This is a genomic window from Vibrio sp. 10N.247.310.98, from assembly GCF_041467395.1.
GTDB lineage: Bacteria > Pseudomonadota > Gammaproteobacteria > Enterobacterales > Vibrionaceae > Vibrio > Vibrio crassostreae_C.
Genome location: NZ_JBFSUL010000006.1, coordinates 105,650 through 126,050 on the forward strand (window position 1 = coordinate 105,650; position 20,401 = coordinate 126,050).

Annotated in this window: 21 protein-coding genes; all 21 read right to left on the reverse strand. The window is 46.1% G+C overall.

Translation table 11 applies throughout. The annotated features are described in order from the left end of the window. Positions 1-95 precede the first annotated feature (95 nt). Positions 96-1,316: a c-type cytochrome biogenesis protein CcmI gene (gene ccmI / locus AB6E78_RS04420; RefSeq protein WP_050621064.1), complete on the reverse strand. Its 1,221-nt coding sequence runs from the start codon at positions 1,314-1,316 to the stop codon at positions 96-98. Continuing rightward, a complete protein-coding gene (locus AB6E78_RS04425; RefSeq protein WP_065583667.1) occupies positions 1,316-1,807 on the reverse strand; it encodes a cytochrome c-type biogenesis protein in 492 nt (163 codons plus the stop codon). Before AB6E78_RS04425 ends, ccmI begins: the two co-directional genes overlap by 1 nt. Next, the gene (locus AB6E78_RS04430; RefSeq protein WP_017060653.1) at positions 1,804-2,355 is read right to left on the reverse strand and encodes a DsbE family thiol:disulfide interchange protein; all 552 of its coding nucleotides are present in this window, start codon (positions 2,353-2,355) and stop codon (positions 1,804-1,806) included. Before AB6E78_RS04430 ends, AB6E78_RS04425 begins: the two co-directional genes overlap by 4 nt. A gap of 5 nt (positions 2,356-2,360) precedes the next feature. Next, positions 2,361-4,331: a heme lyase CcmF/NrfE family subunit gene (locus AB6E78_RS04435; RefSeq protein WP_372132834.1), complete on the reverse strand. Its 1,971-nt coding sequence runs from the start codon at positions 4,329-4,331 to the stop codon at positions 2,361-2,363. After that, the gene (ccmE, locus tag AB6E78_RS04440) at positions 4,328-4,810 is read right to left on the reverse strand and encodes a cytochrome c maturation protein CcmE (protein ID WP_017064106.1); all 483 of its coding nucleotides are present in this window, start codon (positions 4,808-4,810) and stop codon (positions 4,328-4,330) included. The genes AB6E78_RS04435 and ccmE overlap by 4 nt, the downstream gene beginning before the upstream one ends. Then, complete coding sequence (gene ccmD / locus AB6E78_RS04445) at positions 4,807-5,013, reverse strand: heme exporter protein CcmD (RefSeq protein ID WP_009848525.1); 207 nt, start codon at positions 5,011-5,013, stop codon at positions 4,807-4,809. Before ccmD ends, ccmE begins: the two co-directional genes overlap by 4 nt. Positions 5,014-5,027: 14 nt before the next feature. Further along, positions 5,028-5,768: a heme ABC transporter permease gene (locus AB6E78_RS04450; RefSeq protein ID WP_102332830.1), complete on the reverse strand. Its 741-nt coding sequence runs from the start codon at positions 5,766-5,768 to the stop codon at positions 5,028-5,030. 148 nt (positions 5,769-5,916) lie between these two features. Beyond that, positions 5,917-6,585, reverse strand: coding sequence for a heme exporter protein CcmB (gene ccmB / locus AB6E78_RS04455; RefSeq protein WP_017060658.1), 669 nt, complete (start codon positions 6,583-6,585; stop codon positions 5,917-5,919). Between the two features lies 1 nt (position 6,586). Beyond that, positions 6,587-7,204 carry a cytochrome c biogenesis heme-transporting ATPase CcmA gene (gene ccmA / locus AB6E78_RS04460; protein ID WP_017060659.1) on the reverse strand — a complete coding sequence of 206 codons (618 nt, stop codon included), beginning with the start codon at positions 7,202-7,204 and terminating at the stop codon, positions 6,587-6,589. Between the two features lie 278 nt (positions 7,205-7,482). After that, entirely contained in the window at positions 7,483-7,995 is a 513-nt protein-coding gene (locus AB6E78_RS04465) for a DUF2802 domain-containing protein (protein ID WP_017066369.1), read from the reverse strand. Then, entirely contained in the window at positions 7,995-8,489 is a 495-nt protein-coding gene (locus tag AB6E78_RS04470) for a chemotaxis protein CheW (protein WP_017064109.1), read from the reverse strand. Before AB6E78_RS04470 ends, AB6E78_RS04465 begins: the two co-directional genes overlap by 1 nt. Positions 8,490-8,561: 72 nt before the next feature. Then, positions 8,562-9,674 carry a chemotaxis protein CheW gene (locus AB6E78_RS04475; protein ID WP_372153737.1) on the reverse strand — a complete coding sequence of 371 codons (1,113 nt, stop codon included), beginning with the start codon at positions 9,672-9,674 and terminating at the stop codon, positions 8,562-8,564. Then, complete coding sequence (locus AB6E78_RS04480) at positions 9,661-10,443, reverse strand: ParA family protein (RefSeq protein WP_017064111.1); 783 nt, start codon at positions 10,441-10,443, stop codon at positions 9,661-9,663. The genes AB6E78_RS04475 and AB6E78_RS04480 overlap by 14 nt, the downstream gene beginning before the upstream one ends. Before the next feature lie 10 nt (positions 10,444-10,453). Further along, positions 10,454-11,578, reverse strand: coding sequence for a chemotaxis response regulator protein-glutamate methylesterase (locus tag AB6E78_RS04485; RefSeq protein ID WP_372134026.1), 1,125 nt, complete (start codon positions 11,576-11,578; stop codon positions 10,454-10,456). Between the two features lie 13 nt (positions 11,579-11,591). Next, on the reverse strand, positions 11,592-13,784 hold the full coding sequence (locus AB6E78_RS04490; RefSeq protein WP_372134027.1) for a chemotaxis protein CheA: 2,193 nt from the start codon (positions 13,782-13,784) through the stop codon (positions 11,592-11,594). A 9-nt stretch (positions 13,785-13,793) separates the two neighbouring features. After that, positions 13,794-14,525 (reverse strand): protein phosphatase CheZ, encoded by a 732-nt coding sequence (locus AB6E78_RS04495; RefSeq protein WP_017064113.1) that lies wholly within the window; start codon positions 14,523-14,525, stop codon positions 13,794-13,796. Between the two features lie 105 nt (positions 14,526-14,630). Then, positions 14,631-14,999 (reverse strand): chemotaxis response regulator CheY, encoded by a 369-nt coding sequence (gene cheY / locus AB6E78_RS04500; RefSeq protein ID WP_016767062.1) that lies wholly within the window; start codon positions 14,997-14,999, stop codon positions 14,631-14,633. A gap of 42 nt (positions 15,000-15,041) precedes the next feature. After that, positions 15,042-15,776, reverse strand: coding sequence for an RNA polymerase sigma factor FliA (locus AB6E78_RS04505; RefSeq protein WP_017060667.1), 735 nt, complete (start codon positions 15,774-15,776; stop codon positions 15,042-15,044). After that, positions 15,769-16,656 (reverse strand): MinD/ParA family protein, encoded by an 888-nt coding sequence (locus tag AB6E78_RS04510; RefSeq protein ID WP_017060668.1) that lies wholly within the window; start codon positions 16,654-16,656, stop codon positions 15,769-15,771. The genes AB6E78_RS04505 and AB6E78_RS04510 overlap by 8 nt, the downstream gene beginning before the upstream one ends. Positions 16,657-16,669: 13 nt before the next feature. Continuing rightward, positions 16,670-18,232: a flagellar biosynthesis protein FlhF gene (flhF, locus tag AB6E78_RS04515; RefSeq protein ID WP_029235190.1), complete on the reverse strand. Its 1,563-nt coding sequence runs from the start codon at positions 18,230-18,232 to the stop codon at positions 16,670-16,672. A gap of 27 nt (positions 18,233-18,259) precedes the next feature. Then, positions 18,260-20,359, reverse strand: coding sequence for a flagellar biosynthesis protein FlhA (gene flhA / locus AB6E78_RS04520; protein ID WP_017064115.1), 2,100 nt, complete (start codon positions 20,357-20,359; stop codon positions 18,260-18,262). Positions 20,360-20,401 lie beyond the last annotated feature (42 nt).

The window sequence follows — 20,401 nt, forward strand, 5'->3', positions numbered from 1 at the left end:
TAAAAAAGGCCAGCAATCGCTGGCCTCAATTGTTTGGCTAAGTCTATACCGTTTATCTGCAAATCGGAATAGCTAACACCTATGCAAAGTGATGATTAATATTGCTTATTGATATCAATGGTGACTGGAGCGCCCAATTCAACCACTTCACTTTCACCGTACCAATCACCTTCGCGAGTTGAAACGTTGCCGTCTGTATCAAGCCTAGCTCTAACCATCAGAGTTTCAAGGCTAGACAGCTCTTGTCCTTCCAGCATGCTGTTGCCGTCATCTAGCACAACAGTACGAGGGAAAGTCCCTAGTGGGTAACGAGCGGCTGCGATAGGCATTGGAGAACCATCCGCTCTGTGTACTGACACAATTAACACTGAGTTAGGGTCAGCATTCACGTCTGCAGATAGATCGAGCGTTACAGCAACAGTCTTACCTTGGTCGACACCCATAGTGTCACCCATTTTCTTCTGAGCACTTTCAATGCTGCGCGAAAGCATTTCATAGCGACTGTCTTGTGGACCAATCATCTGTTGCATGATGCTCCAGTACTTCACAGCACCTGGATAGTCTTGACGCTCAAATGCATCGAACGCTAGCAGTGAGAACACACGAAGGTCTACGTAATCGTTTTGAATCAAACGGCTCAAAATCAAACGAGCTTGGTTTTGATCCGCTTCATCAGGTGAAAGCATCAGTGCTTGTGCGAAACCTAACTGAACATCTTCATTCTTAGGTTCAAGCTTGTAAGCTCGTTCCATAGAATCTTTTGCTGTTTCAGCATCACGGTTAGCCAGTGCAATACGACCGAGTAGCAACCAACCTGTTGAATCTTTTGGCTGGTAATGCAGACGAGTACGAAGCGCTAGAGTCAAATCTTCCAGCTCATCATCCGTTAGTGCACCACCTTCCGATGACATTAGCTTTTTAGACAACTCAGGAAGGTTAGAGCTCACTTCTTGCCAGTGTTGAACTTTGTCCAATGCACCGAACTTAAAGTACATACCATAAGTCACAACGACGACAAGAATGATCGACGGTACAACCACACCAAGCGTAGAGATTTGAGTCTTCTTCATCTCTTCTTGGGCAGGAACATCATCAAGCAGAGACTGTTTCAAATCAGCGATCAGTTCTTGTTGGTTATCAACAAGACCTTCCTCTGCTTCTACTTCTAACTCGACAAGACGGTCTTTATAGAATGCTTTGTTCAACTCGTCGCGAAGCATCTCGTCATTGTTTGCCTTCTTATTAATAAAAGGCAGAACGATTAAGAAAATTGCCGCTAGCGAAAGGATAATGGTAGAAATCCAAAATAGAGTCATTACTTCTTATCTCCGTCGTTCTCTTCATCGAGTAACGCTTTTAAGCGAGCTTCTTTGTCTGCATCCCAGTCTTTATCTGACTCTACTGCTGCTTTTGATTTTGACTTTCTGCTTCGTAAAATAATCAAACCAAATCCAAACACAACAACCGCAAACGGACCAATCCAAAGGATCGATGTAGCTAAGGTCAGTGGCGGGTTGTACGTTACAAAGTTACCGTAACGAGCAATCATGTAATCAATAATTTCTTGCTCAGACTTGCCGTCTTTTGTCATCTCGTACACTTTTTGGCGTAAGTCGACCGCTAGCTCAGCATTCGAATCACCAATCGTGTTGTTCTGACATTTAGGGCAACGTAGCGTATTACTCAACTCTTTAAACTGCTGTTCTTGATCTACGGTATCAAATTCATGGAACTCGATAGGCGCAGCAGAAACAGTCGCTGAAATTGCGAACGTAGCGAATAGAGTAATCAGTGCCTTTCTAATCATTTCGATTCCTCCAACAACTCTTGATACATCGGCTCAAGCGTCGATGCCCAGTTGGTTGGGTTCACGTCACCAACATGGCGGTAGCGAACTACGCCGTTAGCATCGATTAGGAAAGTTTCAGGCGCGCCATACACGCCAAGGTCAAGGCCTAACATGCCATTACCATCAAACAGGCTAATTAGGTACGGGTTACCCAACTCTTTTAGCCAACCAACCGCTTTGTTGCGATCATCTTTGTAGTTAAGACCAATGATCTTAACGCCTTGATCCGCAAGCTTGTTCAGGTAAGAGTGCTCTGCATAACAAGTAGGACACCAAGTCGCCCACACGTTAAGAAGCAGTGGCTCGCCTTTAAAGATCGCTTGATCATGAAACTTACCTGGTTGTTCTAAGTCTTCTAGACCAAACTCAGGAACAGGCTTACCAATCAATACGGATTCTAGCTTAGTTGGGTCATCGCCCGACTGGTTGCGCATTAATTGCGTTGCAAAGATTCCAGCTAGAACCATGAACGCAATCAATGGAATGAATAAAATCTTCTTGTTCATTCGAATTAAGCCTCCTGCTCTTCAGCCGACTTTTTGGTTGGCTTACGGAAACGGTAACGACGGTCACTGATAGCAATAGCGCCACCAATCGACATAATCAAAGAACCTGCCCAGATCCAACGTACAAATGGTTTGTAGTAGATACGTACAGCCCAAGATTTGTTGTCGTCTAAACGTTCACCCATTGCAATGTAAAGGTCGCGCGTTACGCCACGGTCAATCGCTGCTTCTGTCATCATAGACTTAGCTGTGGTGTAGAAACGTTTTTCAGCGTGAAGCGTGTTGATGTATTTGCCTTCTTTAGTAATTTCAAAGTCAGCAATGTAACCATCGTAGTTAGGACCATCTTTGTCACGAACCCCTGTAAACAGGAAGCTGTATTCTTCAAGCTGGTAGCTTTCACCTGGCGCCAGACGTACATCACGTTCGATGCTGTAGTTTTGCACCATCGCGATACCAATCACTGTCACGGCTAAACCTATGTGACCACACATCATTGCCCAGTGGCTACGAGGTAGCTTAGTTAGACCTTTCAAGAATGTATGACGGTGTGTTGCACGCTCATGCAGCTCAAAGCCGTGCATGAAGAAGATCCAGAACGCCATCACCCAACCAGCAAAAGCAGTACCACTAAAGCGATCAGCTAGCATGGTCACCATTAGCGCACTTAAACCTAACGAGAAGATACCCGAAACTAACATTGGCTTAATAAGCTTAGACAGGTTGTCACGTTTCCAACGGATCAGTGGACCGATACCCAATAGGAACGAGAACGGGATCATTAACCAGAAGAACAACATATCAAAGAATGGTGCACCGATTGAAACCGAGCCCAGACCTAGCTGCTTATGAACAAGTGGTAACAATGTACCCACTAACACAACCACTAACGCTGCAATCAACAAGATATTGTTGCCGAGCAGTGCGTTTTCACGAGAAACCAAATCGAAGTTACCGCGAACACGAACCGATGCGCCTTTAACCGCGAACAACAGCAGTGAACCACCAATAACAAAGACTAGGAAACCTAGAATAAACATACCACGAGCAGGATCCGACGCGAATGCGTGAACAGATACCAAGATGCCCGAACGAACTAAGAATGTACCTAGTAAGCTTAGCGAGAATGCAGAGATAGCCAGCAATACTGTCCAAGCTTTAAATGTGCCACGCTTTTCAGTTACCGCTAGTGAGTGCATTAGAGCAGTACCAGCCAACCAAGGCATGAATGAAGCGTTTTCTACTGGATCCCAGAACCACCAGCCACCCCAGCCAAGTTCGTAGTAAGCCCACCATGAACCTAGTGCGATACCTACCGTTAGGAATAACCAAGCTGCGATTGTCCAAGGACGCGACCAACGAGCCCATGCCGTATCAAGACGACCACTCATTAGAGAAGCGATTGCGAAAGAGAACGCAACAGAGAAACCTACATAACCCATGTAAAGCATTGGCGGGTGAATAATCAAACCCGGGTCTTGCAGTAGTGGGTTCAAGTCACGGCCATCTACAGGGAAGAAAGGCAATGTACGTAGGAACGGGTTAGACGTTACGATAATGAACAGCAAGAAGCCGACAGTAATCAAACCCATGATAGCCAGTACGCGAGCCACAGACTCTTGAGGCATACCACGGCTAAACGTCGCTACTGCAACTGTCCAACCCGCTTGGATAAGAACCCAAAGCAGTAATGAACCTTCGTGAGCGCCCCAAACCGCCGTAATTCGGTAGTACCAAGGCAGTTGGCTATTCGAGTTACTTGCTACGTATTGAATCGTAAAATCATTGGTGTAGAACGCGTAACACAAGATAAAGAACGAAATCGCTAAGAATCCGAACATACCCCACGACAACGGTCGTGCGCTGTTCATCAATAATGTGTTATTTCGAGCGGCTCCATACAATGGGAGCACGCTTAGCAGCAATGCAAGTCCCAAGGACAGGATCATCGCAAAATGGCCGATCTCGGCTATCATTGAGCATTTCCTTCTTTTTGTTCAGTCGTGTATTGCAAAGGCTCATGTGTTTTCTTCATTGCTTCCGCAACTTCAGAAGGCATGTACTCTTCATCGTGCTTTGCCAACACCTCAAACGCTTCGATTGTCGTTGCATTTTTAAGCACACCCTGAGCAACAATACCTTGGCCTTCACGGAAAAGATCAGGAAGGATGCCATCGTATAGAATCGTTACTTTAGGGCCTACATCTTGCAAATCAAAGCTTACACGTAGTGATTCATTGTCACGGCTTACAGAGCCGACTACGACCATGCCACCAATACGTAGGCGTTGACCAACTTCAGGTTTTTTACCATCTTTGCCGTTGACCAGCTCAGTTGGTGTGTAGAACAGATCCATGTTCTGGTTAAGTGCGTAAACCATCAATCCAACAGTCGCACTGATACCAAAAAAGATCGCTAAGACAATGCCCAGCCTCTTTTTACGTCTTGGGTTCATAGAGTGTTCTCCATATTTTTTGCTGCATCGATACGAGCCTGACGATCAATCTTAGCTTGTACTTCATTTAGTAATTGCTTACCACGACGAACGCTTACGACCAGTAAAATGATCATCGCGAGAAATGTGATTCCAAATGCACTCCATACATATGAGGCGTAGCCCCCCATGGCAAAGAAATCACTCAAAGATTCAAAATACATAATTACCTACCCTACTACGCTTTTTCGGCCGCAAGCTTGCGAACCCATGGACGGTGACTCTCTTTACTGATGATTTCGTTACGGAAACGAACCATAGTCACAGCACCAAAGAAAAAGGCGAAGCCGAAGATGTTAAGAAGAAGCGGCCATAGCATGTCACTTGAGATCGAAGGTTTTGCGAACTTAGTAATGGTCGCGCCTTGATGAAGTGTATTCCACCACTCTACAGAGAAGTGAATGATAGGGAGGTTAATCACGCCTACGATAGCCAAGATACCCGCCGCTTTCGCTGCTGTTTTTTGGTCGTCAAAAGCGTGGTGTAGTGCGATCACACCCAAGTATAGGAATAGAAGAATCAGCTCTGAGGTTAAACGCGCATCCCAAACCCACCAAGCACCCCACATTGGTTTACCCCAAACTGCGCCAGTTAGTAACGCAATGAAGGTAAACACAGCGCCAATCGGTGCCATCGCCAGTGCGGCCATGTCTGATAGCCTTACCTGCCATACCAAACCGATAAAGGCAGCAATCGCCATCGACATGTAAACGCCCATCGACCAGATTGCAGACGGAACATGGATGTAGATGATACGGAAGCTATCGCCTTGTTGGTAATCAGAAGGCGCAAATGCAAGCCCCCACACGGTACCGACGGATAGACACAATAGCGCTAGGATCGAAAACCATGGCAAAAGTTTACCAGCAAGCTGATAAGAGGTTTCTGCTTTGGCATAGGGATGGAGCCATTTCCACATGTTGTAATCTCACTCTTACTTCATATTGCTTACAGCTATTAAAGCTATAATTATAATAATTTTATTTGTCTTGCTTTCAGTTTTATTGACTCTATGAGTCCAATCGACACATTTGGTTCACATTGGCTATACGATAACGGAACCCCAATCAGTTCACACTTACTCTAAGTGCGGCACTGATCGCAAAAGGCGTCATAGTCATCGCACCCATTAACATTGCCCCAAGCACCGCCAATTGACCGTTGTATGCAACGCCCAAAGCCGCAGCGTCAATTGCTGACGTCGCGAAGATTAAAATGGGGATGTAAAGCGGCAAGATTAACAGGCTTAACAGGACTCCGCCCTTCTGTAACCCAACGGTTAACGCAACACCAATCGCACCAATAAAACTCAATGCGGGTGTTCCTACCAGCAAGGTCAACACAACTGAGAGCCATGTATCAAAATCTAAAGACAACAAAACAGCCAATAATGGGCTGATTAAAATCAATGGTAACCCGGTCAACAACCAGTGTGCTATGACTTTGGACAATACTACCAACTGCAACGGGATTGGCATCAGCATCATCTGTTCAAGGGCGCCATCTTGAAAATCATCACGGAAAAGACGCTCTAAAGAGAGCAATGCAGAGAGCAAAGCGGCCACCCAAACAATACCCGCAGCAATACGCGCAAGTAGGTTTGGCTCTGGGCCAATACTCAAAGGGAAAAGCGTGATAACAATGATGAAGAACCACAAAGGGTTAAAGATATCCGCTTGACGTCGAAACGCGATAAGCAGTTCGCGTCGGATAATCGTGGTCATTGAAGAGATCATATTACTCACCCAACTTTATTTTTCTTAGTTTCGGGCTATCAGCAAACATATCTTGGTGTGTGGTTAACAACACAATGCCACCGTTGTCTGCATGCTGAGAAAAAAGAGATTCGAGAACTTTCACGCCCTGCTTATCAATGGCAGTCAGCGGCTCATCAAGAATCCACAACATTTGCTTGCTCAACCAAAGGCGAGCCAACGCAACTCGGCGTTGTTGGCCTGCTGAAAGTTGCCCCGCAGGTACGTCTTCTCTGCCCGCAAGCCCGACTTGAGCCAGCGCGTGATAAAGCTCTTCTTTGCTGGTACCGCCACTGTGAATCGACTGATAAAAGCTCAGATTCTCATAAGCACTAAGCTCGCGCTTTACGCCTGTTTGGTGACCAAGAAAAAGTAAATTTTGATGATAAACATCTCGACTCGATTCAATAGACTCACCGTCCCAAGAGATAGTGCCGTCATCGCGATCGCCTAAGCCAGTAATAATCCTAAGGAGTGTCGTTTTCCCGGTACCGTTACGACCTTCAACTTGAACCAGCTCACCTGGTTTCAATTGAAAAGACAACGATTCAAACAGAATCCTGTCGTCACGAATAGCAGTTAAATTTGAGACTTCTAGCATAGGTAAATTTAGTCGAGTAATGAGAGCGCTATAGTAGCACACCAACATGGTGACAAAACAGGACTAGGCGTTTTCGATAGAACAAAGTCGGTAAGAAACTGTTACCACCTCATCACAATTTACACATTTTCATCAACAAACAAGATATTGTCGTAGATACAAGCACTTATAAACATCGTTCTATATAGATCGGACAGGCATAAAAAAAGAAGCCGAAGCTTCTTTTAAGAGGAATACGTAATAAACATCAATTGCTCAATACGAATTAAGCGCTCAATTTAACGACGTCGAGGCGGGTCTCTGCGATCGCGAGAGGCATCGGGTTGATCATCGTACGATGAAGGGTTACTTCTCAACGAAGGGATTTTCTCTTTACCAGCAAGCTTGTTCTGCAGAGACATCATCAGCTCAGCTTCTGCTTTGGGTAATTCACATTCTTCAATTAACTCGTTAATCCCAGCGCCAAGCTGAACCATTTTCGTTGCACGTGTGTACAAACGTCCATCGGTATCCGCATGTTCCAGCTCAACAATACGTTCATTCAAATGTTTGATAAGATCTTGTTGTTCAGTCACTTTCTGGCCAAGGCCAACCACAACAGAGCGAACCTCAAGTAATTGCTTACTCGATTTTTGAAGCTCTTTGTCCAAGTTACGAACTTGCAGGCGTGACTGATCGAGCTGCTTTTGAATCGCACGTTTTACTTTGCTAATCAAAATCAGGATAAATAACGTAAAAACCCCAACGCCTGATATCAGAGCGACAGGGCTTAAAGGAAGCGCTTCAAACATTACAGGTGAGCCATCTCATCCCATTCGTCTTCGCTTAGTAGTTTGTTTAGATCTACTAAGATAAGTAGCTTGCCATCTCGGTTACTTACACCTTGGATGAACTTAGCACTTTCATCAGTACCAACACTTGGCGTTGTGTCGATTTCAGAAGAACGCAGGTAAACCACTTCAGCAACGCTATCTACTAGAATGCCAATTACTTGACGCTCAGATTCAATAACGATGATACGAGTGTTGTCTGTGATTTCACCTTGCATCAAACCAAAGCGAGAACGAGTGTCGATAACAGTAACAACGTTACCACGTAGGTTAATAATACCTAGAACGTAATCTGGAGCACCCGGTACTGGAGCAATTTCGCTGTAACGTAGTACTTCACGTACTTGCATTACGTTGATGCCGTAAGTTTCTTCTTCTAGCTGGAAAGTCACCCATTGAAGTACTTCATCATTCGTTTGCTCTTTTCTTACTTCAACTTCACTCATATGAGACATAGATAATCCTCTTGCCGTCGTTACCGACCACTATTATTAACTTGATGCTTATTGTTAGCCCAATGCTTATTACTAGCTTAATGCTTTTACATCTAGCCCTGCGTTTAGCATGGCGATTAATGCTTCAACATGAATCAAAGCACACATTTTTTCTTTTACCATACCAGCGAGCCATGGGCGTTTCCCTGCCATTTCTCGCCAACGTACTTTGTCTGTATTAAGTAGCTCGGTGCCTTTGAGCTCTGTGCCCGCCAGGCCCCACAAGCTCTCTCCAAGCATCACTATATATTGATAGTTTTCTTTGTATTCGTCACCTGATAGTTTCTCAGACATCACCCATTTTGCGGTGTCGACCACATCTAGCTGACTATCACGGTTGGTTTGTAAACCCAAATACCAAGCTGGCTTACCAATGATATGACTTAACTCTTCAAGGCGATGGATGCCGCCAAGCTCATCAAGTGGCACCGCAAAGGTCACGCCGTTTACATCAAAATACAAGACTTGAAAGTCTTCTTTGCGAACCGTACTTTCCCAAGAGGTAAACTGGTCAGCACCTCCTGCTTGAGTTTCGGGTTCAATAACTGTCTCGGGATCAGGAACGTCAAGTTCAGGCTCAACAGCCTTAACTTCTACTTGTTCCGTCTCCAACGATTCAGCTTGTAACTCTTCAATTTGCTGCGATTCAACAGGTGGCTCTACAACAATTGATAAATCGGGTTCTGGAAGATTCCAATCCTGAATCTCTGGCTCTTCGAACACTTGAACAGACTCAACCGCGGCATCAAACATTTGCATGTCTGCTTGCTGGGCGATTTTCTGGGTGTTCTGATCCATCAACTCATCAAGGTTCAGTTCATCAACAACATTGGTCGCCTCTAAACGACTCAGTAGTTTCTGAACATCTTCAAGGTTAGGAACCTCAAACTCAGCCGCGCGTATTTCTGCGTAGCTAGAGTGGTGACTCGAAAATTGGCGCTCTGGCTCTGGCTCTGGCTCTGGCTCTGGCTCTGGCTCTGGCTCTGGCTCTGGCTCTTCAGATTGTGATTCGTCGCTCGACTCGTCAACAAAAAAATCGTCAGATTCAAAGCTTTCATCGCCTAATAACGCAGTAAAGTAATCATCCAGTGCTTGTTCACTAGAGAGACTTGGCTGCGCCATTGTTGATTCTTTATTCGCGCTCATTTATCGCCAACCTTTCGAGATAAATAAGCAACTGTTTATAAGCAAATACACCACGGCTACCCGATGCAAAATGAGAGGCTGGCAAGCGTTTTAGGCTCGCGTCTCGAAACTTGGTATCAATCGGCACAGCAGACGTCCAAACTTGGTTTGGGTAATCATCTTTGAGCTGCGTTAATGTTTGCAGTGAGGCTTTGGTTCGCTTGTCGTACATCGTCGGGACAATCGTCACCTTAAACGGTGTTTTGCGCGACTTCTGCATAATGGTCAAAGTGCGAATCATGCGCTCTAAGCCCTTCATCGCCAAAAATTCCGTCTGTACCGGAATCAATATACGATCGCTTGCAGCCAATGCATTGACCATCATCACACCAAGAATTGGCGGGCAATCGATCAACACATAGTCGTAGTCATCTTTTAAAGCGGCCAAAGCACGCTTCAAGATCAACCCCATGCCGCTTCGATTTCCCATTACACGGTCTAATGTCGCCAAAGACATATGCGCAGGGATAATATCGATACCTTCGACTTCCGTTTGTAAAAGCAAAGGTCTTACCGTCTGCGCGTTAAATTCACGCAGCTGGAACAGATCAAACAGGCTCGATTCCACCGTATCTGAATCGTAACCCAGATAGGTGGTCAGTGATGCATGTGGGTCAGTATCAACCAACAGAACACGGTGCCCCTTCAACGCAAGTAAACCTGCTAGAGTCACGGTCGTGGTCGTTTTACCAACACCACCTTTTTGGTTTGCAACACTCCAAACAATCATTTCGATTTACCTAAGCTAACCCAACTTCAACCAAGATCCTTTCCGCAATGCGGTCTAGAGGTAGGTCTTCAGTAGAAATGCCAGCTTTTGCTACAGCTTGAGGCATACCATATACAACACAACTATCTTCGTCTTGTGCCCAAATCGTCGAGCCCGCAGTTTTCAACATACGCGAACCTTCTCGGCCATCTGCTCCCATACCGGTCAGTATCATAGACAAGACTTTGTCGCCGTAGATCTTCGCTGCAGAGCCGAATGTGACATCCACACAAGGCTTGTAGTTCATGCGGTCGCCGCCATCGATAATTCTTAGACGTGCAGACCCTGCGCGGCCATCCACCATCATCTGTTTACCACCCGGAGCAAGATACGCCACGCCAGGCTTTAGCACATCACCGTCTTGCGCTTCACGAACTTCAATCTTACACAAGGTGTTCAATCGACTTGCAAAAGCAGCGGTGAATGTTGCAGGCATATGCTGAACTAACACAATGGGATGTGGATAGTTGGCAGGGATGCGAGTCAAAATCTTCTGTAGAGCAACAGGGCCGCCAGTCGACGTACCAATTGCTGTTAATTGATACTTCTTACCTGACGCTCTGAATTTCGCCGTTGATGCAACCGCAGGCTTCGCTGTGGAAGTCGCAGCTGTTGTTGAAATTGGTTGGCGTAATGGCGTAGATGTTGAAGTCGTTGCTGTCGCTCTCGGCACAATAGGAGCACGACGCATAAATGCACGCTTTGCAGCAATCTGAATCACTCGCTGTTGAAGCAATGCAACTGCATCGTCGCGGTTACGTGCGATGTCTTCAAACTTCTTAGGTAAGAAGTCGAGAGCACCTGCATCTAACGCATCTAACGTTGCTCTCGCTCCATCATGCGTTAACGATGAAAACATCAAAATAGGCGTTGGAGACGCGGCCATGATCTCACGAACGGCAGTGATACCGTCCATGACAGGCATTTCAATGTCCATAGTGATTACGTCAGGTCTTAGCTGTTTCGCTTTCTCAACGGCTTCTTTACCGTTTACTGCAACATCAATGACTTCTAGGCGAGCCTCTGAGTTGATGATCTCGCTAACGCGACGACGAAAAAAACTCGAATCATCAACGACTAATACTTTAATCGCCATATTTATCCTTAAATTAAATTCTTGACGCTGCTGCGTACTGCTTCAACAAGTCCGGCACATCTAGAATCAATGCAATGTGTCCGTCACTTGTAATTGTCGCGCCTGCCATTCCTGGCGTGCCTTGCAGAAGCTTATCAAGCGGCTTGATGACTACTTCTTCTTGACCGATCAGCGTATCGACAACAAAACCAACACGTTGGCTACCAAGTTGCACGATAACAACATGGCCGTGCCCTTTACGCAGCTCAACAATACCCGCTTTAGGAGCAAGCCAGTTTTGCAAGTAGAACAACGGAATAGACTTATCGCGAACGATAATCGTCAGCTGGCCATCAACCACGTTTGTGCGGCTTAAATCTAGGTGGAAGATCTCGTTTACAGAAGCCAATGGCAATGCAAATGGATGACCGGCAACACCGACCATCAAGGTTGGTAGAATCGCTAGGGTTAGTGGAACCTTGATGGTGATCTTGGTGCCCTGTCCCATTTCTGAATCAATATCAATAGAGCCGTTCAGTGTGTTGATCGCTGTTTTCACAACGTCCATGCCCACACCACGACCAGAGATATCCGAGATCTGCTCTTTGCTTGAGAAGCCAGGAGCAAAAATCAGGTTGAAACACTCTTTATTTGATAAGCGAGACGCTGCATCTTCATCCATCAGGCCACGTTTAACCGCGATAGCACGAAGCTTATCAGGGTCCATACCGCCACCGTCATCAACGATAGCCAGTTCAATGTGGTCACCTTCTTGAGAGGCAGACAGAATCACTTTACCCGTTTGTGATTTACCCGCAGCAACACGGTCGTTTGGCATTTCAATACCATGATCGACAGAGTTTCTCACCAAGTGAATCAGGGGATCAGCAAGTGCTTCTACTAAGTTTTTATCAAGGTCCGTTTCTTCGCCACGCATTTCAAGAACGATGTCTTTCTTCAAGCTACGAGCAAGGTCACGGACAACTCGTGGGAAGCGACCAAATACTTTCTTGATCGGCTGCATACGAGTCTTCATTACCGCACCTTGAAGGTCTGCAGTAACAACATCTAAGTTAGAGACAGCTTTCGACATTTCTTCGTCGTTGCTGTTGAGGCCTAGGCTGACTAGTCGGTTACGCACCAAGACCAGTTCACCCACCATGTTCATGATGGTGTCCAGTGTTGATGTATCAACACGAACTGTCGCTTCAGCTTGTTGCTTCTTAGCCGGCACTTTAACTTCAGCTTTTGCTGGAGCGCTCGGTTTTGGCTCAGCTTTAACGGCAACTGGCGCAGCAGGTTTAGGCGCAGCTTGAGGTGCTACTGCCTTAACTTCTGCTGGCTTAGTCGCGGCATCCAATTCTTCAATCGAAGGTCCATTACCTGAGCCATGTAGTTGGTCAAGTAACTTCTCGAACTCTTCGTCAGTCATCAGATCATCGCCTTCAGACATCGCCGAAACAGGTGCTGCTGGCGGCGTTGGCGGTGGAGGAGGCGTTGAACTTGCCGCTGTCGGGCTCTTACCCGCACCGTGCAATTCATCTAATAACTTTTCAAATTCGTCATCAGTAATATCACCACTGTCAGCAACAAACTGAGGTGCAGCGGGTGCTGGCGGCGGTGTTGGTGCAGAAGGCGCTGTTGGTGAACCACCTTTACCGTGAAGCTCATCAAGCAAGCGTTCAAACTCATCTTCAGAGATATCATCGACTGAAGATGCATTGATGTTTGAGCTTTCAGCAGTAGGTTCCGGAGCAATAACAGGCTCAGGCGCTGCAACAACAGGTTCAGGGATAATAGGTGCAGGCGCTTCTACTGGTGCCACTTCATCCGCAGACTCTGGTTTACAGAGACGGTGAAGTTCATCCAATAAAGATTGGTCGGCTGGCACTAAAGGTTCCTGATCTTGCACGGCGCGAAACTGTACATTGACTGTATCTAGCGCCTGCAGCATGGTATCCATCAAACCTGATGTTACGCTGCGTTGGCCGTTTCGCAGAATGTCGAACACATTCTCAGCACCATGACAAGTATCCACCAGCTCAGTTAATGCTAGGAAACCAGCACCACCTTTTACTGTATGGAAACCACGGAAAATAGCATTTAATAGGTCTTTGTCGTCAGGGTTATTCTCAAGCTCTACCAGTTGTTCTGATAGGAGTTCAAGGATCTCTCCTGCTTCAACTAAAAAGTCCTGAAGAATATCTTCGTCTAAATCGTAGCTCATACGTTACCTTTAAAATCCAAGACTGGATAACAAATCGTCGACTTCATCTTGAGATGCGACAGCGTCTTCGCGCTCTTCTGGGTTCATAATTGGACCTTCAGGCGCAATCGATGCTTTCTTCTCTGACTCTGGAGTTGGCTCTTTTTGATTCGCACCGAATACCGTGAGAATCTCGACCAAACGTCCTTCCACCTCATTCACCAAGGTAATAACTTTGCTGATTATCTGCCCAGTTAAATCTTGGAAATCCTGAGCCATCAAGATTTCAGTCAATTGTCCGCGTAGTTCAGTACTGTCGCCTTCTACTTGGACAAGCAATCCATCAATGCGGTGACATAAAGCTTTAAATTGTGCCAGCTCAATGCGGCCATGCATCAGTTCATTCCATTGAGGCCTTACTTGAAGTAAACACTCGTGTAGGTTGTCTGCGATTGGCATACAGCGATCGACAGCGTCCATCGTCTTATTTGCCGCAACTTCCGTTTTATCAATGACATACTGAAGGCGATCCCTTGCATCAGGGATTTCGTCATTTGCGATAACGCTGATGCGTTCATCGAAATTGAATTGAGTCAAAGAGTCGTGGAGGTCGCGTGTCAGACTTCCTATTTCTTGAAGCATTGGATTGTCTTGAAGACTAAAGTTATCTTCATAAATGCTTCTCACAAGAGAATCAGCATTTTGCTGCTCATCGTTCTCAAGCAGCTCTACTAATTTTTTTGCTTGTTCTAATGAAATCATCCTGAATTCGGCCTTACTCCGCATACTTTGTGCGCTTAGGCTATCGAGATAAACAGATAACTTATCAGTCAGTGTTTACCTAGAAGTGCCTAAATTTATTGATGCTTATAAGCGATCAAAAATCTTATCAAGTTTCTCTTTCAGCGTTGCAGCAGTGAAAGGCTTCACAATGTAACCATTAACACCCGCTTGCGCAGCTTCGATGATCTGCTCACGCTTCGCTTCAGCTGTGATCATAAGCACTGGAAGGTGCTTAAGTTCTGCGTCTGCGCGAATGTGTTTAAGCAGGTCAATCCCTTGCATGCCTGGCATGTTCCAGTCAGTTACCACGAAATCAAATTCGCCTTTTTTCAGCATAGGTAACGCGGTCAAGCCATCATCTGCTTCTTGAGTGTTGTTGAAACCTAAATCGCGAAGTAGGTTTTTAACAATTCGGCGCATCGTTGAAAAATCATCAACAATGAGAATTTTCATGTTTTTGTTCAAATTAGCCTCCACTGAATAGGATCAGTGTTGTTAGTCGTTCTGTGTCCAAGCACTTAACTTAGTGCGTAAACGCTGCATAGATTGGCTCAGTATTTGGCTGACACGAGATTCGCTGACACCTAACACTTCCCCAATCTCTTTTAAATTGAGTTCTTCGTCGTAATAAAGCGAAAGCACGAGGCCTTCCCTTTCCGGAAGTTGTTTTATCGAATCGATCAAAGCTTGGCGGAATGACTCATCAGCAACCCCTTGAAAAGGCGTATTATCTTGAGAGTCTTCATTCGGAGATATTACATCATCTGAGACGCCTAAATCTTCAATTCCAACCAGTCTTGAGCAATTAATGTCAGTTAAAGCACTGTGATACTGCTCTAAACTGAGCCCCATGTGTTTTGCCACTTCGGCATCACTCGGGTCGCGGTTGAGGATACCCTCTAATTCCGCAATTGCACTGCTGATTTCTCGATTGTTCTTATGAACCGATCTCGGCACCCAGTCCCCACGGCGAATGTCATCCAACATTGCCCCGCGAATCCGAATACCAGCATACGTCTCAAAGCTTGCGCCTTTGGTACCATCATAGTTTTGTTGCGCTTCAATCAAGCCGATCATGCCAGCTTGAATTAAGTCATCAACCAATACATTAGGCGGTAATCGCCCCAACAAGTGATGAGCGATACGTTTAACCAACACAGAGTACTTCTCAAAAAAAGCCTGTTGGCTATTGTGATTAGCGTGTTGGTCGTAAGTAAGCGCTTTATTCACCAAATGGTTCCTCTATAAATTCAGTACGATTCAGCAGCCTTTCAACAAAGAACTCCAAGTGTCCGCTCGGTGTTTTTGGTATTGGCCAGGTCAAGGCTTTGTTAGCCAAAGAGCTGATTGCCAATGCAGCTGGAGAGCGAGGAAACGCATCGACTACGATTTTCTGTCTCTTGACTGATTGACGTACTTTATCATCTAAAGGAATACATGCTACGAGTTCGAGGCTCACATTCAAGAAGCGCTCTGTGACCAAAGTCAACTTTGCAAATAATTCTCGGCCTTCGCGGTAGCTTCTGACCATATTTGCAACAACTTTGAATCGCTGAACTTGGTGTTCTCTGCTTAAAAGCTTAATCAAAGCATATGCATCCGTGATCGAGGTAGGTTCATCACATACCACGACAACCACGTCTTGCGCCGCTCTTGAGAAGCTGATCACCATGTCCGAAATACCGGCTGCGGTATCAACCAACAAGATATCCATCTCGTCTTCAAGCGAACCGAATGCGCGAATCAAACCAGCATGCTGTGCGTGTGAAAGTTCAGTCATGCTTTGAGTGCCCGATGTCGCTGGAATAATTTTAATTCCGTGCGGCCCTTCGACAATCGCATCCTTAAGTTCACATTCGCCAGCCAACACATGCCCAAGGTTTCGTTTAGAACGAATACCTAGCATGATATCGACGTTCGCTAGTCCTAAATCGGCATCTAGCACCATGACTTTTTTGCCTTGGCGCGCCATGCAAATAGCCATACCTAACGTCACATTAGATTTACCAACGCCTCCCTTACCACCGGTTACAGCGATAACTTTTGTGAGTGAAGGCTTGGTTAAGCGACGGAGGCCGCTAGCTTGGTCATGTATCATATTTTCATTCATATTTATCCGCCGCCTAGAGCCCTTCAGAATCGCTATTCCAGTAATGAGGTTCATTCTCTGTAGATTTTTCTAATAGCTCATTAGCCTTAGCAATCATGTACTTTGGCTGAGCTATAACGATATCTTCAGGAACTCGTTGACCATTTGCTATGTAAGCAACTGGTAATGCATTTTGTATTACGACACTGATGAATTCACCTAGACTTAGGGATTCATCCAGCTTAGTCATGATGCATCCCGACAACGGGATTCTTCTAAAGTGTTCAATTGTTTCTTGCAGCACTTTGCGTTGCGCGGTTGCAGGCAACACAAGGTAGCTATTGATAACGGAACCACTCTCTTGCATCAATGTGTCTAACTGCTCAGATAGGCGAACATCTCGTTGTCCCATGCCTGCAGTATCGACCAGAATCAGGCGACGATTACGTAACTGATATATTACATCGGCCAGTTCGCTAGAATCTTTAGCAACTCTTACAGGACAACCCATAATTCGGCCGTAGATCGATAACTGCTCATGTGCACCTATACGATATGTGTCAGTTGTCACTAGTGCGACGTTATCAGCGCCATATTCCATGGCAGCACGTGCAGCTAGCTTTGCAACAGTCGTTGTTTTACCCACGCCGGTTGGGCCAAGTAGAGCCACAATACCGCCGCGTTTTAAAATATCTTTTTGTGTAACGGAGATTTGGTCAGCAACCAGAGCTAACAGAGCCTTCCATGCACGTGCAGGTTTAGTATCTTCAGGAATGTAGCAAGCCATTTGATCGGCAAGCTCTGCAGATACACCCATACGTTCAAGGCGCTTAATAAGCATGGCTCTCAGTGGTTCACGGCGCTCAACTTCTTGCCACATCAACCCAGAAACTTGATGCTCTAACAGACGACGAATTGAGGTCATCTCTTCGCGCATCGTTTCCATTTCAGTATCAGAACCTTTGGACTGAGTGTTCTCTCGACCACGATCATAACGGGTAGGATCCAAGCGAGGTGTCGGGCGCTCTACTCTGCGGTCTTCAGCAATCAACTTAGACAAACCCGTTTCACGAGCAAATGCAGAATCAAGATTTCCGTGAGACTGTTGGTTACCGTGAGATTGCTGATGGCCATGAGACTGCAAATTGCTTTGAGTCTGATGACTATGAGGCTTATGGCCCGTGCTTGATTGGCGATTGAGCAATGCTGACAATGAATCTTCATTTTCTGCACGATGCTGTGGCTCATCATCGGCGCCATGACTGTATTGCTTAAGCATATTCGCAAAGCGCTTAGTCATTGAGCGTCCACCTTCAACATTCGACTGTAGGCTAACCTTGTCATCGTCTAGTTGACGTCGCCCAGCAGGAGCTGCGGGCGCGGCCATTTGCGTATATTGGCTTTGTGCAGGCTGCTGAGGTTTATTTAATCTCTGGCTCGCTGTCGACGGGCTGGATTCGCCATCAATAGCGGCAACAATTTCCACGCCACCTGCGACCTTTTTGTTAGACATGATCACCGCTTCTGAACCAAGTTCTTCTTTAACTTGGAGCAGAGCCGTTCGCATATCTTTTGCAAAAAATCGTTTAATTTTCAATTCGATTGTCCGTTCTAATTAGGCGGCTTAATTACCAACAGCTTGTACTATACGTATCTGCTTTTCGTCCGGTATTTCTTGGTAAGACAAGACTCGCAAGCTTGGGATCGTGTTCTTCACGAACTTAGCCAGAGTCGAACGCAACACGCCAGAGGTCAATAGTACCGCGGGCTCACCTTTCAGCTCTTGCTCTTGTGTAGCGTGGCTGAGAGAGGTCTGTAAACGTTCGGCTAAACCAGGTTCAATACCAGCAGATTCTCCGCCGGATGCCTGCATGGTTTGATGCAAGATTTGTTCCAGCTCAGGAATCAAGGTTATCACTGGTAACTCGGGCTCTATACCATTGATTTCCTGAACAATTAATCGTTTCAATGAGATGCGAACCGCCGCAGTAAGTATGTCAGGTTCTTGACTCTTACCTGAATACTCCGACAAAGTTTGGACTATGGTTCGAATGTCACGAATTGGAATCGCTTCATTCAGCAGGTTCTGTAGCACTTTCACAACCACACCCAACTGCAATTGATCCGGTACAAAACCTTCCACCAGCTTAGGTGTTGAGCGGCTGAGCATCTCAAGTAAGTTCTGAACTTCTTCGTGGCCAATGAGCTGCGATGCGTTGTTGGTTAGCAGCTGGCTAAGGTGTGTCGCCAGTACTGTAGAAGAATCTACAACGGTATAACCTAGAGCTTGTGCGTGTTCACGCTGCTCTTCACGAATCCAAACCGCTTCAAGGCCAAAGGCAGGGTCAATCGTCGGCTCGCCATCGATCATGCCATAGACTTGGCCCGGGTTAATCGCGAGCTCCATGTCTGGCTTAATCTCAGCTTCACCCACAGCAACACCCATCAGGGTAATACGGTAGCTGTTTGGTGTCAGTTCTAGGTTATCGCGAATGTGTACCGCTGGGATCAAGAAACCAAAGTCTTGAGACAGCTTTTTACGCACACCTTTAACGCGTTCAAGCAATTCACCACCTTGGTCTCTATCAACCAAAGGAATTAAACGGTAACCCACTTCTAAACCAATAATATCGACAGGTTGAACATCATCCCAAGAGAGCTCCTTCTGAGAGCCTACTTCTCCATTCGCTTCAACTGTCGCCGGAAGGTTAGGCTCTTCCGCCTTCTTCTTGTTCTTTTTATCGATGTAATACGCCCCCGCGCCTGCAACGATGGCAAGGCTCAAGAACGAGAAATGTGGCATACCCGGAACAATACCCATGATGCCAAGGATGGCGGCGGTGATCATCAAGGCTTTTGGATTGTCGAACATCTGGAAGACAAGTTGCTCACCCATATCTTCATCAGTATTTTGGCGCGTTACCATCATCGCAGCTGCAATAGACAGTAATAGAGATGGAATTTGTGCAACCAGACCATCACCGATAGTCAGTAGCGTGTAGATTTCGATTGCTTCACCAAAACCAAGATCAAACTGAGCCATACCAATGCTCAAGCCACCAATGATGTTGATGAATAAGATTAAGATACCAGCGATCGCATCGCCTTTAACAAACTTAGAAGCACCGTCCATCGAACCGTAGAAGTCAGCTTCTTTGGTGACTTCAAAACGTCTCAGACGCGCTTGGTCTTGGTCGATCAAACCTGCGTTCAAGTCGGCATCGATTGCCATCTGTTTACCCGGTAAGGCGTCTAACGTGAAACGCGCGCTTACTTCCGAGATACGACCCGCACCTTTGGTTACAACCATGAAGTTGATGATCATAAGAATCAAGAACACCACTAAACCAACCGCGTAGTTACCACCGATAACCACGTTACCGAAGGCTTCAATCACGTTACCTGCCGCGTCGCCACCTTCGTGACCATGGAGCAATACCACACGTGTCGAAGCAACGTTCAAGGCCAATCGAAGTAGAGTCGCAATCAGCAGGACGGTCGGGAATGCAGCGAAATCTAAAGGCCTGCGGGTATAAACCGATACCAATAGCACAACCATAGACAGTGCAATATTGAAGGTGAAGAACATATCCAACAAGAAAGCTGGAATGGGCAACACCACCATAGCAAGCGTTGCAAGTACCATAACAGGTGCACCAATCGCAGGCATGGCACGGTTAGGGATTTTAGGTAGCTTGTCCACAAAAGGCAGGGAGAATTTCATAAATCTAGACAGTTTCGCTATGTTGTAGCTCTCTGAACAAGT